The 13,531-nt window shown below is 45.5% G+C and carries 16 protein-coding genes; 6 read left to right on the plus strand and 10 right to left on the minus strand.

Annotated features, from left to right (window positions below; translation table 11 throughout):
• Positions 1-55: 55 nt before the first annotated feature.
• Positions 56-574 carry an SH3 domain-containing protein gene (locus tag QA442_RS17885; RefSeq protein ID WP_095432292.1) on the minus strand — a complete coding sequence of 173 codons (519 nt, stop codon included), beginning with the start codon at positions 572-574 and terminating at the stop codon, positions 56-58.
• A gap of 118 nt (positions 575-692) precedes the next feature.
• Positions 693-962, minus strand: coding sequence for a YfhJ family protein (locus QA442_RS17890; RefSeq protein WP_014663267.1), 270 nt, complete (start codon positions 960-962; stop codon positions 693-695).
• Between the two features lie 124 nt (positions 963-1,086).
• Between QA442_RS17890 and QA442_RS17895 the strand changes: the two genes are divergently transcribed.
• Positions 1,087-1,239, plus strand: coding sequence for a small, acid-soluble spore protein K (locus QA442_RS17895; protein ID WP_003223241.1), 153 nt, complete (start codon positions 1,087-1,089; stop codon positions 1,237-1,239).
• 31 nt (positions 1,240-1,270) lie between these two features.
• On the opposite strand, the gene QA442_RS17900 is transcribed toward QA442_RS17895, so the two are convergent.
• From QA442_RS17900 to recX, 3 genes are all read right to left on the minus strand, one after another.
• Complete coding sequence (locus QA442_RS17900; RefSeq protein WP_080488038.1) at positions 1,271-2,464, minus strand: MFS transporter; 1,194 nt, start codon at positions 2,462-2,464, stop codon at positions 1,271-1,273.
• A 144-nt stretch (positions 2,465-2,608) separates the two neighbouring features.
• Positions 2,609-2,923 carry a YfhH family protein gene (locus QA442_RS17905; protein ID WP_014476208.1) on the minus strand — a complete coding sequence of 105 codons (315 nt, stop codon included), beginning with the start codon at positions 2,921-2,923 and terminating at the stop codon, positions 2,609-2,611.
• Positions 2,924-2,931: 8 nt separating this feature from the next.
• Positions 2,932-3,723, minus strand: coding sequence for a recombination regulator RecX (recX, locus tag QA442_RS17910; RefSeq protein ID WP_069149210.1), 792 nt, complete (start codon positions 3,721-3,723; stop codon positions 2,932-2,934).
• Between the two features lie 88 nt (positions 3,724-3,811).
• On the opposite strand from recX, the gene QA442_RS17915 reads away from it, so the two are divergent.
• The 3 genes from QA442_RS17915 (at position 3,812) to QA442_RS17925 (ending at position 5,146) form a co-directional block, all read left to right on the plus strand.
• Complete coding sequence (locus QA442_RS17915; protein WP_071581296.1) at positions 3,812-4,723, plus strand: TIGR01777 family oxidoreductase; 912 nt, start codon at positions 3,812-3,814, stop codon at positions 4,721-4,723.
• Positions 4,724-4,777: 54 nt separating this feature from the next.
• Positions 4,778-4,888, plus strand: a complete 111-nt coding sequence (locus QA442_RS17920) for a YfhE family protein (protein ID WP_003223230.1) — start codon at positions 4,778-4,780, stop codon at positions 4,886-4,888.
• A gap of 66 nt (positions 4,889-4,954) precedes the next feature.
• Positions 4,955-5,146, plus strand: a complete 192-nt coding sequence (locus QA442_RS17925) for a YfhD family protein (protein ID WP_014663262.1) — start codon at positions 4,955-4,957, stop codon at positions 5,144-5,146.
• A gap of 37 nt (positions 5,147-5,183) precedes the next feature.
• Here the strand turns inward: QA442_RS17925 and QA442_RS17930 are convergent, their stop codons facing one another.
• From QA442_RS17930 to QA442_RS17945, 4 genes are all read right to left on the minus strand, one after another.
• Positions 5,184-5,768 (minus strand): nitroreductase family protein, encoded by a 585-nt coding sequence (locus QA442_RS17930; protein WP_071581295.1) that lies wholly within the window; start codon positions 5,766-5,768, stop codon positions 5,184-5,186.
• Positions 5,769-5,855: 87 nt separating this feature from the next.
• The gene (locus QA442_RS17935) at positions 5,856-6,737 is read right to left on the minus strand and encodes a PhzF family phenazine biosynthesis isomerase (RefSeq protein ID WP_071581294.1); all 882 of its coding nucleotides are present in this window, start codon (positions 6,735-6,737) and stop codon (positions 5,856-5,858) included.
• 114 nt (positions 6,738-6,851) lie between these two features.
• Positions 6,852-7,883 (minus strand): FecCD family ABC transporter permease, encoded by a 1,032-nt coding sequence (locus tag QA442_RS17940; RefSeq protein ID WP_095432293.1) that lies wholly within the window; start codon positions 7,881-7,883, stop codon positions 6,852-6,854.
• Complete coding sequence (locus tag QA442_RS17945; RefSeq protein WP_040083683.1) at positions 7,880-8,881, minus strand: FecCD family ABC transporter permease; 1,002 nt, start codon at positions 8,879-8,881, stop codon at positions 7,880-7,882. Before QA442_RS17945 ends, QA442_RS17940 begins: the two co-directional genes overlap by 4 nt.
• A gap of 128 nt (positions 8,882-9,009) precedes the next feature.
• Here QA442_RS17945 and QA442_RS17950 point away from each other — a divergent pair, with 128 nt between their 5' ends.
• Complete coding sequence (locus QA442_RS17950) at positions 9,010-9,987, plus strand: ABC transporter substrate-binding protein (RefSeq protein WP_095432295.1); 978 nt, start codon at positions 9,010-9,012, stop codon at positions 9,985-9,987.
• A gap of 276 nt (positions 9,988-10,263) precedes the next feature.
• On the opposite strand, the gene mprF is transcribed toward QA442_RS17950, so the two are convergent.
• Positions 10,264-12,834, minus strand: coding sequence for a bifunctional lysylphosphatidylglycerol flippase/synthetase MprF (mprF, locus tag QA442_RS17955; protein ID WP_014663256.1), 2,571 nt, complete (start codon positions 12,832-12,834; stop codon positions 10,264-10,266).
• Between the two features lie 171 nt (positions 12,835-13,005).
• Here mprF and QA442_RS17960 point away from each other — a divergent pair, with 171 nt between their 5' ends.
• Positions 13,006-13,488: a MarR family transcriptional regulator gene (locus QA442_RS17960; protein WP_014663255.1), complete on the plus strand. Its 483-nt coding sequence runs from the start codon at positions 13,006-13,008 to the stop codon at positions 13,486-13,488.
• The last annotated feature ends 43 nt before the right edge of the window (positions 13,489-13,531 follow it).

Here is a 13,531-nt window from a genome sequence, read left to right on the forward strand (position 1 = left end):
GCAGAAAGAAGAAATGTTTCACGCATAGACAAAAAGACAAGCCTCGGCCTGCCTTTTATCGCATTTGTAAATCCTTTGTGTGAATATAGCCTATAACACCGCCATAATCCACGAACGCCCAAGTGAAGTCAAATCCTCCGTTTTCACTGAATCCCCACCCGAGTATTGTCACCTCTGTTCCAGATGAGAGCTGCTTAGCTTTTCCGTTTTCGGGTGTCGGTGTATAGAAGGCTGTCTGTTTCGTTGTTTTCGCTTGGCTTGCGGTTTTCATTAAAAAGTGAGTTGAAATATATGCTTTCTTCCCTTTGAAATGAATTTGAGCCCAATCGGCATTTACGAACCCATCGACTGTTACCTTTTGTTCTGATGATACAGTGCCGAGAATATCACCTTCATGATTTGGCGCAGTCCGGACATTCAGTTTTCCTGCTTTTATGATGTAAGTATCGGATGATGGCATGCTGACAGATATGTCGTGAAGGGGCGCAGCTTTTGCTGCGGGAGCGGAGTGAAGTGCTGTCAAGCCCATTCCTATGGCAGCTGTTAAAGCGAGCATTACTTGTTTCTTTTTCATTTAAAGCTCCTCCTCGCATTTGACAAGATATAAGTGGTATTCCCTGATTGACAGGCTGGCGAAACATGTTTTATGTAAAAAAAAATGAAAAAACCTGCCGGTCGCTAACGGCAGGTTTTTAATGCAAAAGGCCTCTGCTTTGATGTAAGTAATCATTCACGTCGTTACGGGAGCTTTGAAAAAGGTGGAGCTGGCCTCCGTAGTTTTCGATCCATTGTGTGACGATTTTTTCAGTCATTTTTTCACCCTGATAGGCGTGTCCGGCTTTTGCATAGGTTGCTTCGAAATCGCTCCATAGCAATTCCACCCATGTCTTCGCCTGTATATAGCTGATCATATCGTTCTTTTCCAGAAGCAGATTCGTCAGTTTCTCAATGTACATATTCATATGTGCAGTCTCCTTTCTTCAGGAAAAAAATAACGCTTTATTACGTGGTGTTCTCCATATACTAACCTTACGTCTTCATCTGGAAAGACGCAACTTTTTGATCTCGAACCTAGGGGGATATGACATGGTCCGGAATAAAGAAAAAGGATTTCCTTACGAAAACGAAAACAAATTTCAGGGTGAACCGAGAGCAAAGGACGACTATGCTTCAAAGCGTGCTGATGGATCGATCAATCAGCATCCTCAAGAAAGAATGAGAGCCTCTGGCAAACGGTAAAGAAGAACAGCTGCATACACTGCAGCTGTTTTTACCCTTTATTGACTTGATATTCGTAGACGCTCTTCTTTTCTGATAAGTGTGCGAAGGTAGAAAGCACAAGTCCGCATGCGGTCATAAGCGCGCCGCCTGCAAACAGCCAGGAATAAGAGCCAGTTCCGCTTAAAATCATTCCGCCGATCCATGCACCAAGGGCATTGGCAAGGTTAAATGCTGATACGCTGACAGCTGCGGCAATGGTTGTGCCGCCCTCAGATGATGAAATGACCTTTGTTTGCAGCAGAGGCGGCGTGCCGAATGCGCATGCCCCGAATAGGAACGTGGCCACAATGGCTGCAGCCGGGTAAATGGCGATGTACGGAAATACAGCCAGAACACCAATTAAACCGATCATTACGCCGATCATCGTCCGAGTCAACAGAGGCAGTGGCACTTTTCCCGCAAAGAAATTCCCTGCAACGCCTCCCAAACCATACGCAAAGAGAGCGCCTGTAATGCCAACCGTGCTGAATCCGGCTGAATGTCTCAAGATCGGTTCGATAAAGGTGTAGGCGATAAAGACACCGGAATAGCCTAAAATGGTAATCGCGAAGGAAAACAGCACTTGTTTGTGCTTAAAAACCCCCCACTCATTCATAAGCATGGGGATCACTTTTGGTTTTCTGTTTGGCACGGCAGCCATAAGGCCTAAAAATCCGATGACTCCAAGTGCCGTAATGATGGAAAACACCGCTCTCCAATTCAGGACATCTCCGAGATAAGAACCGAATGGAACACCAAGCATTAGAGCTACTGTCAGTCCGCCGTTCATTGAAGCAGCGGCTGCAGCGCGCTTTTCAGGCGGAACCATTTCACTGGCGAAGACCATGGCAATCGCGAAGAATGCGCCGTGAATGGACGCAGATAAAATTCTTGAGACGGCCAGTACCGCAAAATTCGGTGCCAGTGCGCTCATCAGGTTTGAAAGGATAAAAATCGCCATCAGCCCAAGAAGCACAGGCTTTCTCGGGAGCTTGACAGAAATGATGGTGACGAGCGGTCCTGTCAAACAGACGCTTGCCGCGTAAGCCGTGACAAGAAGCCCTGCAGATGAAACCTGTATATGAAAGTCATTGGCAATCGACGTCAAAATACCCATCACCGCGTATTCTGTATAGCCGATTGAAAATGTACAAATCATAAGAACAAATATAATAAATTTTACAGATGGGCTTTTGATACTCAACGTCATCGCCTCCTTTGATATTAAAAAACAACGAGTTCCATACTAAAAGATTTTTAAAGTGAATTCAATGATTTTTTCTTTAAGACCTCGTGTAAATGTGCTGCACAAAAAAAAGAGGCTGATGATCAGCCTCCCTGTTACGCTTTATTCTTTTTCTTTCAAAACTGAGATTGGCAGCGCTTCCTCTTGCTGAGGAGAAGAGGTTCTGTATCCCCATGCGAAAACGCCATTTAAATAACTGATGGTAAACTCGTCCTCAGTGTCTTCAACACGGTACGTTTCTCCCGGTGAGTAATCTTCCGGGTTCAGCAAATATGCTTTTGCCATCGTAATTTTCCGTTCGAGCACTGCCAGTTCGTTTATAATTCCATGCTGTTCGGCTTTTCTTGCTTTTTCAGAAAGTAATGCGATTTCAGTATTGAGTTCGTGCGGTGTCATTTGACTGTATCGTTTCTCCATTTTTTCAGCTACTCCTCTTCGTGCAGAAATTGTTCGATTAAATCGAGTGAGAATCCTTTGCGGAATAAAAATTGTTTGACCTTCATGGCGCTTTCATAGGAGCCGTCATAGCGGTATTTTCTAAGCGCTTTTTCTGCTTGAATGCGCAGCGCTTCTTTCTCTGTGTCTTCATCATTTTCATATTCAATCTGCTCTAGCGCCGCATTGATGACATCAAATGAGAAGCCTTTGCGCTGAAGCTGCATCTGGGCGCGCTGTTTGAGTTCTTTTGTCGAAAGCTTTTTATCTTTTTTGAGAAGCTTTTCAACATGCTTGACCGCTTCTCTTGTCTGATCTTCAAAGGAAAAAGAACTTAGCGCCTCCTTAATTGTATCGTCATCAATTCCCTTCGCTCTCAGCTCTCTGAACAAAACATCAGGTCCTTTTCCGTTTGTTTTTTTGTGGGTGCTGACATAGGCTGCGGCAAATTCCTGGTCGTTTAAGTACTTGTAATCGTTGAGCTTATGGATGACCTCCGCAATGACGGGTGGCGAGGTTTCTTTTTTCTTCAAGTGGTCCTCGACCTCTTTCGTTGACCGCATTCGATAGGATAAAAATTCAAGCGCGCGGTTGAAGCCTTTCTTCACTTCATCGCCGTATTGAATCTCAATGATGTCAAGATCATCAAGTTCTTTTCCCTTCTTGAGCTCATATTTCACAAGCACATCCGCGTCCACGCTGAAGGCGTATTTATCATCCAGAAAAATATTGAAGCGTTCCGTATTCTTTTTTTGCGCTGATATTTTTGTAATAAACGGCATCTTAATCTCCCTTCTCAGGCCTGAAACGTGTTTCCTTTTATTAAAATGAGGTAAAGTATATTTATTAGAACGATGAGGAGAGATGTTGATGAATATCGCAATGACGGGCGGAACCGGTTTTCTCGGTCGGCATCTGACAGGCGTTCTTACCCGCCAGGGACACCATGTTTATATTTTATCAAGAAACGCACGGGAAACTGAACAAAAAAATATGACATATGTCCAATGGCTGACGGAAGGAGCCGCCCCGGAGCAGGAACTTCCTCATATTGATGTCTGGATAAACCTTGCGGGAAAATCGATTTTTGGCCGCTGGACAGAAAAAACGAAGCAGGACATTCTCTCCAGCCGTATCAATGCGACGCGTGAAGTGCAGCGGCTTATTCGTAAACAGAAGGAGAAGCCGAAGACATTGATCCAAGCCAGTGCTGTGGGTATTTACGGCACAAGCCTTGAGAAAACCTTTACAGAGGATTCTGCAACGTCAGATGAGGATTTTCTCAGCCATACTGCGCACCTGTGGGAAAAGGAAGGACAGAATATTGAGGCGATGGGCATCAGGACGGTTTATGCGAGATTTGGCGTGATGCTTGGAGAAAAAGGCGCTCTACCGCTTATGGTTCTCCCCTATAAGTTTCTGGCCGGCGGAACGATCGGAACAGGCAGACAGTGGCTGTCATGGATTCATGTCGAAGACGCAGCCCAGATGATCCGATATGCGGTGGAAAACGCCGGCATCTCTGGCCCAATGAATGTCACCGCGCCCAATCCTGTGGAAATGAAACAATTCGGCAAAACGATTGCACAGGTGAAGCACCGCCCGCACTGGCTCCCCGTCCCGGAATTCTTTTTATCAAAAGCGTTGGGTGAGATGAGCCTTTTGATTGTGAAAGGTCAGCGCGCTCTTCCTAAAAAAGCGATCACCTCTGGATTTCGTTTTACATATTCGGATCTTGCCTTCGCACTCTTACAGCTGATAACGGACCGAAAGACTGTATAAAAACAGCAGGAAGCGTCAACCTTAAGAATAACATGGTTGAAGGAGGTCCTTTTTATGGAAAAAAAGAGGGAGAAGCACCAGCAAGGCGCCAACCTGAAGAAAATGCAGGAAGTTCTTTATTCAGGCGAATTTAAAAAAGCGGAAAAAGCTGCTAAGCGGAAGTAGGAATACATAGCCCCTTAAAACCAAATACTATCTTTGTTTGATATCACTTTTTAGGGGGAATTTGATATGGGCAGAAATCATATCCACAAAAACCGTGATAAAAACAAACAAAAGCTTCCACAAGTTCCCGATGCATTAAAAAGGGAAACTGACGGCGTTTACGAAGAATATTCAAGCGAGCTTGCTGATGCAAATGACCGCGAAGCGCAAGAGCGTGCGAAAGCAGCCGACAACAGAGCGAAAAAGAAATCTCGTTAATAAAAAACCCTTGTCTCCGTTTGAGACAAGGGGTTTTTTACATTTCAGTGAACCGGTCGCGGATCGGTGTGCGTTTTTTCACTTCCGGCGACTCGTCAGGATAACCGGTTTGTATGATGGCGGCGAATCGTTCATTATCCTGTAAACCAAAGGCCTGATGGACTTCTTTGTCGTATAGGATTTTTCCGCTTTTCCAAACCATGCCGATTCCTTTTTCCCAAGCAAGAAGCTGAAGGTTTTGAATCAATGAGCTTGTTGCCGCAAAATCATCGTCTCGCGCTCTTTCGTTTTCATCTTCCTGAAATACGACGAGCAGAAAACCCGGAACGCGCCCAAGTGTGTTTTTGAAATTTTGAAGCTTTTCCTCTGTCATATCCGGCTTGGATTTCTTAGAGAACGCTGCAAATGTATTGATGAGGTTCGCTTTACCTGTCTCACTGGAAACGTAAATAAATCTCCATGGCTCTGTTACTCTGTGATTTGGCGCATATTTTGCCGTTTCAAGCATGTCAAGAATGACTTCTGCAGGTACTGGCCCTTGTTTAAACTTTCGAATCGATCTTCTGCTGCGTATGATGTCTCGCAGTTCTGTGTGCTGATGTATTTGTTCGGTTTGAGGCATACCGTTTCACCTTCCTATCCAATTGAAAATGATTATCATTTCATAATGATAACGGAAAGTGCATCTTGTTGTAAACCATCATCCGTATTAGATGTTAAAAACACGCGTTTCTGAGTAAACGGCCGTTCCTGTCATCTTCACTTTCACATGGCCGTCCGCTTCGTTCATTTCGATTTCGACTTTTCCGTCCTTTCCGATTTCCTGCCCTTGTTCAATGATAAATTTATGCTGCTCGGCATTGCCATAATGTTTCATATAAGCCCCCATCACGCCTGACGCAGTGCCGGTCACTGGGTCTTCAATCGTTCCCGAATACGGGGATGAAAAGTGGCGTCCGTGCAGGTCGCTGTCAGGATGAACGGTTTCAAAGGTAAACGGATGGACTGAAGCTTTTGGCAGATCAACTAACACTTCCGGAAATTGTTTGTTATCTGGCACCATCTTTTTAGAAGCCTCTAATGATTTAAGCGGTACGATGGCTGTCCATATGCCAGTGCTGCCAAATACAATCGGAAGATCTTCATGAAAATCTTCTTCGGTGATTCCCAGTGCGTGCGCAAGTTTTTCCCGATCGCCTGTAAATGGTTTGAATTGCGGGGAGGCCTGTTCAAGCGTAATGTGAATGCGGCCATCTTTTTCAGAAATGTTCACAGGCAGGATTCCGGCTTTCGTTTGGATGCTGTACGTTTTACCGCTCTCCAGCATTCCTTTCTCACATAATGCGTAGAGAGAAGCAACTGTAGCATGACCGCACAAATTCATTTCGTGTCCAGGGGTAAAGTAACGGAGTTCAAGATCGGCCGACTCGCTTTTTCGGATAAAGGAGGTTTCTGAATACCCGGCACGCTCGGCTATGATCTGCATCTCGTTTTCAGTAAAATCGTCTCCCTGCAATACGACGCCTGCGGGGTTTCCTTTTCCGGGACTGCTTGTAAATGCTTCATATTTTAATACCTCTGCTTCTTTCATTCATCTGCCGCCCTTTCTTTATCAATGTCTCTGTCAGTATAGCAAAAATAATTACGAATCTTCAGTTATTAATAAAAAAAACCATTTTCTTCTTCAAGAAAATGGGCGTAACGATCAAGAGTTTCTTGTTTTATAGAGCAAATAAATAAAATAAGGGGCGCCGATAGCCGCTGTAAAGACGCCGGCTGGCACTTCCACCGGAGCAAATAAGGTTCTGCCGACAATATCAGCTGTTAAGACGAGCAGAGCCCCAATAAGTGCCGACGCCGGAAGCAGCGCCCCATAAGATGAGCCGACAAGCCGTCTTGCAATATGGGGCGCCATCAGCCCGACAAAACCGATTGTGCCGGCAACTGAAACTGCACAACCCGTAAGAGCCGTACTCAAAAGGAGCAAGAAAAAACGATTTCGCTGCACAGCGCTTCCCGCACCCGCCGCAATATCTTCACCCAGCACCTGTATATTCATATTTTTCAGCGCGATCCAACAAATGAATAGGAGAATGACAGATAAGATAAGAGCTATTTTTACATGCTCCCAGTTTGACCCATAAACTGACCCAGTGATATATACATTGGCTTGTGATGCCCGGTAAATCGGACCTTTGATCATCAGCAGAGTCGTCATCGCCTGCGCCGACATAGAAAATCCGATTCCGATAAGCACCAGCCGAAATGTGGAGGCGCCATTTTTATATGCAAGTAAATAGACGATGAGACCGACAGCTGAGGCGCCGATAAATGCGGCCGCTGGAAGCCATGACAGGCTGATCGTCAGTGAACTGCTGCGGTCTGAGAAGAACATCATTAAAAGCACGACAGCTACCGCCGCTCCTCCCGTTATTCCGATAATATCCGGAGATGCGAGAGGGTTTCTGACGAGTCCCTGCAATATCGCGCCTGCCGCTGCCAAACAAACGCCGGCGCATAAAGCCGTCAAAATTCTTGGCATGCGGAACGACATGATCATCAGTTCATCCAGCTTGGAACCTGCGCCAAAGAATGTTTTTGCTACATCCCAGGGAGGAATAAACCTTTGTCCAAGACCGGCGCTTATGATGAGGACAGCAGCTGTTAATCCCAGTAAAACTAAAAAGACGATCCACGCTTTCTTTTCAGCCGCAGTAACGCCAAAACGAAGTTTCATAGCTTTGCCCCCCTTCTTGCGATGTACACAAACACAGGCATTCCGATGATGGCGGTCATGACCCCGACAGGAACTTCCTGAGGCATAATGATATATCGCGCACCGATGTCCGCAGAAACAAGCAAAATGGCACCCAAAACAGCGGAAAACGGCAGAACCCAGCGATAATCATTACCGACGACGAACCTAGAAAAATGCGGAATAATGATGCCGATAAAGGAAATCGGCCCGGCAATGGCGACAGCAGATCCTGCTAGCAAGACAACACAAAGCGCCATCACGAATTTCAGCAGGCCCGTTTTTTGGCCGAGTCCTTTTGCCACATCTTCTCCCATCACAAGGAGATTTATTTTTTGGCCAAGAAAAAAGCAGATTACCAGCGCTGCCGCTGCATATGGAAACATCGTCATCAGCAGATCCAGACTCCTGCCCTGCACAGAGCCAGTCAGCCAAAATAGCACCTGGGCAAGCTCAAGTTCGTTGACTGACAGCAAGCCTTGCGTCAGAGAAGAAAACATGGCTGCCATGGCAGCGCCCGCCAGCGTCAATTTGATTGGTGTCAGCCCTTCTCTCCCAAGCGAGCCTGCTGCGTAGACGATCGCAGCGGTAAATGCTGCCCCGAGAAACGAGCTCCATACTAGTGCCTGAGGTGATTGAATATGCAGAAAAAACGATCCGGCCACAATAAAAAAGCCGGCACCGGCGTTTATTCCGAAAATTCCCGGTGACGCAAGCGGATTTTTTGTGAGCGCCTGCATGAGTGCTCCCGCGGCTGCAAGCGAGGCGCCGACGACTGTGGCAACCAAAGCACGCGGAAGCCTGACGTCCTTGATGATGACATGCTCATTTGTACCGTTGAAGGAATGAAACGCTTGATAGACCTGTCCCCATGACGTACCTGTATAACCGTACACAACACTTGCGCAGACAGCTGCCAGTAAAATGAAAATCAGACATAATAACGTAATCCATTTTGAAGATGCCTTTTTGCAGATCATGATCTCATTCTCCCAGATTTACTATGTATTGTTTGTTTTTGAGAATAATCCTCAATTAGGGATTGACACTCTCACCACTGCTTATTATGATCTAAATGATAATGAATTTCAATATCGGGAGGAAAAAGATGAAAAAGCATATCAGCATGCTATTCGTATTTTTAATGACCCTTGTCGTACTTTCTGCCTGTAATAGTTCAGAAAGTTCAAGCAACAGCGAGGAGTCAAACAGCAAAACCAGAACGGTTAAACATGCAATGGGAACATCAGACAACATTCCCGCAAATCCAAAACGGATTGTTGTTTTAACAAACGAAGGCACAGAGGCGCTCTTAGCGCTTGGCATCAAGCCGGTTGGCGCCGTGAAGTCATGGAAGGGCGACCCGTGGTATGACTATCTGAAGGATGACATGAAAGGTGTTCAAAACGTCGGCCTTGAAACAGAACCGAATGTGGAAGCCATCGCAGAATTAAAGCCTGATTTGATTATTGGAAACAAAGTGCGCCAGGAAAAAATTTATGATCAGCTAAATGCGATTGCACCGACTGTTTTTGCTGAATCCTTGGCCGGGAATTGGAAGGATAACCTGACTTTATATGCCAACGCGGTGAACAAGGCGGATAAAGGCAAGAAAGCCATTGCCGATTTTGATAAACGCGCTGCCGATTTAAAAGAAAAGCTTGGCGACCAGATCAACAAAACAGTTTCTGTCGTACGCTTTTTATCCGGTGAATCAAGAATCTATTATACTGATTCATTCTCAGGAATTATTTTAGACCAACTTGGCTTCAAACGCCCTGAAAAACAAGTAGAATTGTTCAAAAAACAAAAGGACCAATTTACGTTCTCAACAGACAGTAAAGAGTCCATTCCTGATATGGATGCCGATGTGCTGTTTTATTTCACATATAAAGCCGATAATGCAAAGGAAAATGAAAAATGGGCCAATCAGTGGACAAGCAGTTCATTATGGAAAAACCTAAAGGCCGTGAAGTCAGGTAACGCACATGAAGTCGATGACGTCGTATGGACAACCGCAGGCGGAATTAAAGCCGCAAACTACCTGCTTGATGATATTGAAACCTATTTCTTAAAAACGAAATAAAAAAAGACTCCGTCTTGTTAGACGGAGTCTCAGATTGTTGACAAAATCCTAAAATGGTTTTCATTTTAGGATTTTGTCATCTTTTCAGCGTGATTGAAAACCCTTGAAGTCTAGGAAGGACAAGCATAGGAGCGGGCATTCACAGGATGTGATGACGACGGCGTTTTAGGCAGGACGCCTGAGAATTTAGCCGTTGATCCACTTCACATTGGAGCACCGAAGCGGAGTCCTGACAACGAATGCGAGGGTTTGCCGACACGCTGAGACTCCGTCTTGTTAGACGGAGTCTCTTTTGCTTTTGCCAATCAGACGTGTAACGAGGAACATGGTGACAGAAAGAGATCTGTTTTTCCGATACGCCAGGTATTTCCCGCGCCACTCCGGTTTGTACTTTTCTTTAAAGGCCCTTAGGCCGCTGAAGCTGTACATGTATCTGACATTGTTAAAAATGACAGCAGCAAACCTTTCTGACCAGAAGGATGTAAAGGCAGTGCCGACATTGGACAAGGGTGCCATCCCCATATTAAATGACGTGCAGCCCTCTTCCTTTGCCCATAAAAACATGCGGATGAACAATGCGTCCATAATGCCATTTGGAGCGTCGCCGCGATAGCGCATCAGATCAACCGATATCTCTCCTTCCTGGTACATCGGCATGACATTTGCGAATGCAACGATCTCTCCTTCTGCATTTTTCATATAGGCGATCGGCGCTTTCTGTAAATAGGCAGGATCAAAAAATCCGAGCGAGAATCCCTTCTCTTTTTTCGAACCTAGCCATTCGTCTGAGATTTGTTTCAGCTCCTCCAGAAACGCATCAGAAAATGGGGGATGATCCACATGGAAAGTATACTCCTCCCGCTCAAAGCGGTTATTGATTGCCCGAAGGCCGGCTTTTTTCTTCCCAGTCAAGGTAAATGTATGTAAATCTACATATGCTTCCTCGCCCAATTTAAAGAAGTTGTAGCCAAAATCGTGATACAGCGCCATGTCCTCTCGTTCAATTTGATAGAACAAAACACTGAATCCCTTCTGATGCGCTTCGTTCAGAAACTCTTCCAGCACGAGCGGGAATGATTCTCTTTGGCCAGACGGGTCGCCGAGCACGACCAGCCTTCTGGCGATTTTCCCAAACAGAAGCAACGCATTCCCGTCACTTGAAAAATAAAACCGCTTATCTCCAAGAAAGCCGAGATGGCTTAGCGCGTTGCCGCCTTTTTCATTGAGAAACGCAGCAAGACGCTCAGGGTCAGCTTTCTCTCCGATCGGTCGCGTTCTCTTATGATAGACCACTGTAAATATAAAGAAGAACAGCGGCACAATGATGATCGCCATGATGGTTGCATGTGTAATATGCGAGGTGCTGTGTACGAAATATTCATGACGCAGCACCTTCTTCATCCGGTCCCAAATAAAGCCCGCAATCAGATTGTAGTTAAAGAGTGCCACAGTAAACAGCGCTACAGCGAAAATCAATTGTCCCAGTGTATAAGATGCCTGTTCGCGGACAAATTGTTTTTTCAATAGCACAAGCAATACGATAATCATCGGCAGTATGAATATCGCACTGATGTTAAGTCCTTTTAAAAAGCTGAACACAAACCCGCCGACAAGCGCTGTAATGGCCATCGTATAGGAGCGTTTTGTCCGTTTATAAAGCTCGATCGGCAATATCAGCAGAATGAGCGCTGAGCTTAAAGACAGACCGTTAAACAGCAAAAGAGCCGGGCGCGGAATGTGCGGTATAACCGTCAGCCTGTCAATCGGCAAGGAAACTGAGGCCAGGATAATCAGGCCTGCTACGAACACAATAAGCGAAAGCGAGCCTTGCAGAATTCTCACTAATACCGCACGCTGAACAACAAGCAGAACGTTTGTCGTCTCAATTGCCGGTGCGATGCGCGGGTTCGTTTCGAGCCGTTTCATTGTATTTTCCGTCAGGTCGCCTGCGGCAAAGAATAGTCCCAAAATGAATGGGATAAATGAATAGGCGAGCCTGTACAACACAATAGAAGTAACGATGGCCTCCTGATGATAGCCAAGCTGCTCCATCCCCAGCAAAAACAAAAGGTCAAACGAACCAAAGCCGCCCGGCACGAGGCTGATCATCCCGCCGATCGCCGCAATGACGAACACTCCGAACACATACCTGATATCAGCATGAACGCCCATAGCGAACAAAGCAAAATAGATGACGATCCCGGCCATGAGCCATTCAACAACGGAAGCTCCAATATATGCGAAAATCGGATTTTTCACTTTATCCGCATTTTCTTCGTCCCCAGCTTTGCGGTCTTTTATTTTGGACACTGCCAAGGATAGCGGCAATATCAGCGCAAAACCGATAACGACCGCCCACAGCCAAGGCTTTTCATGAATGACTTCATCCACTGGCAGCACTCGTGCAACGACGAAAATGCTGAAAACAGATAATCCGAGCAGCATAGATGATGTGAGCCAGGCGATTCCTTTCACGAGAGCCTTATGGTCTTTCGTATGCTCCTTATAAAACATCATTCTTAACCCGACTCCGGCTAAACCGCCGAATCCCAGCACATTATTAAATGAATTGGCGATCCAGGAAACCCTGAATACTTTTCCGTTTGTGATCGATAGGCGCAGTGAGTATTTCAGGACGTAATCATACAGAGACATGGCCGCTACAGCCAGCAAGCCGACAAACACAAGTATGAATAAGTCTGTTCGTTCCAGCCCGTTGATGACCATGAGCGTACGTTTGAAAGACAGATTTGTCAGTTCTTTTTTCGATTGATAAATAACAAATAGCAAAACAGCAATAGGAAAAACGATTTTTAATATTGATAAAGCATTCTTTTTAATCAGCAATGGTCTCTCCAATCATATTCTAGTTCGAATCTCTCCCCCAATAATCTCCAACTCATTATACACTACCGTTATTTCTCGGACAAAGTCCCGCATGCAGTTTCTGCTCACTTTCTTTCAGGAGTAGAAATCGAGTAATATGATAAGAGGAATGAATGATGAGGAAGTGATGAAATGGAATATAATTTACACGATACAACGGTACTAAACGAAAACATTCTTTCATCGGAGGAGCGGGAAATATGGGTGCTCTATATGAAAGTCTTAACTTCTGCCGGGCTCGGTGATGTGTCCGAATGGATGAAGCTGGATATGAGCATGCCGCAAATGAAAGTGCTGATGCTATTAAACAACCATGGAACACTGAAAGTGAGTGACATCGCTGAAAAAATGGGGGCTTCCCTGTCTAATACAACAGGGCTGCTTGACCGGCTTGAAAAATCAGGATTTGTCAAACGCTCACATTCTGAAGAGGACCGCCGCTCAGTGGTTGTTCAGTTGACAGAGAATGCGAAAAATATTTTTCGGGGTTTGTATGAAAAAGGCCACCTGAAATTGAAGCGTTCATTGGAGCTGCTGTCCCCTGAAGAAAAGCAGGCTGTTTCCGAAGGGTTGTCTATCCTTTCAAGAGCATTAGAGAAAGCGAAAAAAGAATAGATCTGCAAGTCTGTCATCCGCAAACTGCGGAAACAGGCTTTTT

This window comes from Bacillus stercoris (assembly GCF_029772985.1).
In the GTDB taxonomy this organism is placed as follows: domain Bacteria; phylum Bacillota; class Bacilli; order Bacillales; family Bacillaceae; genus Bacillus; species Bacillus stercoris.

Excerpts from the sequence above, each read along its gene's own strand:
- QA442_RS17885 (WP_095432292.1), bottom strand. The coding sequence starts at position 574 with ATGAAAAAGAAACAAGTAATGCTCGCTTTAACAGCTGCCATAGGAATG.
- QA442_RS17890 (WP_014663267.1), bottom strand. The coding sequence starts at position 962 with ATGAATATGTACATTGAGAAACTGACGAATCTGCTTCTGGAAAAGAAC.
- QA442_RS17895 (WP_003223241.1), top strand. The coding sequence starts at position 1,087 with ATGGTCCGGAATAAAGAAAAAGGATTTCCTTACGAAAACGAAAACAAA.
- QA442_RS17905 (WP_014476208.1), bottom strand. The coding sequence starts at position 2,923 with ATGGAGAAACGATACAGTCAAATGACACCGCACGAACTCAATACTGAA.
- recX (WP_069149210.1), bottom strand. The coding sequence starts at position 3,723 with ATGCCGTTTATTACAAAAATATCAGCGCAAAAAAAGAATACGGAACGC.
- QA442_RS17915 (WP_071581296.1), top strand. The coding sequence starts at position 3,812 with ATGAATATCGCAATGACGGGCGGAACCGGTTTTCTCGGTCGGCATCTG.
- QA442_RS17920 (WP_003223230.1), top strand. The coding sequence starts at position 4,778 with ATGGAAAAAAAGAGGGAGAAGCACCAGCAAGGCGCCAACCTGAAGAAA.
- QA442_RS17925 (WP_014663262.1), top strand. The coding sequence starts at position 4,955 with ATGGGCAGAAATCATATCCACAAAAACCGTGATAAAAACAAACAAAAG.
- QA442_RS17930 (WP_071581295.1), bottom strand. The coding sequence starts at position 5,768 with ATGCCTCAAACCGAACAAATACATCAGCACACAGAACTGCGAGACATC.
- QA442_RS17935 (WP_071581294.1), bottom strand. The coding sequence starts at position 6,737 with ATGAAAGAAGCAGAGGTATTAAAATATGAAGCATTTACAAGCAGTCCC.
- QA442_RS17940 (WP_095432293.1), bottom strand. The coding sequence starts at position 7,883 with ATGAAACTTCGTTTTGGCGTTACTGCGGCTGAAAAGAAAGCGTGGATC.
- QA442_RS17945 (WP_040083683.1), bottom strand. The coding sequence starts at position 8,881 with ATGATCTGCAAAAAGGCATCTTCAAAATGGATTACGTTATTATGTCTG.
- QA442_RS17950 (WP_095432295.1), top strand. The coding sequence starts at position 9,010 with ATGAAAAAGCATATCAGCATGCTATTCGTATTTTTAATGACCCTTGTC.
- QA442_RS17960 (WP_014663255.1), top strand. The coding sequence starts at position 13,006 with ATGGAATATAATTTACACGATACAACGGTACTAAACGAAAACATTCTT.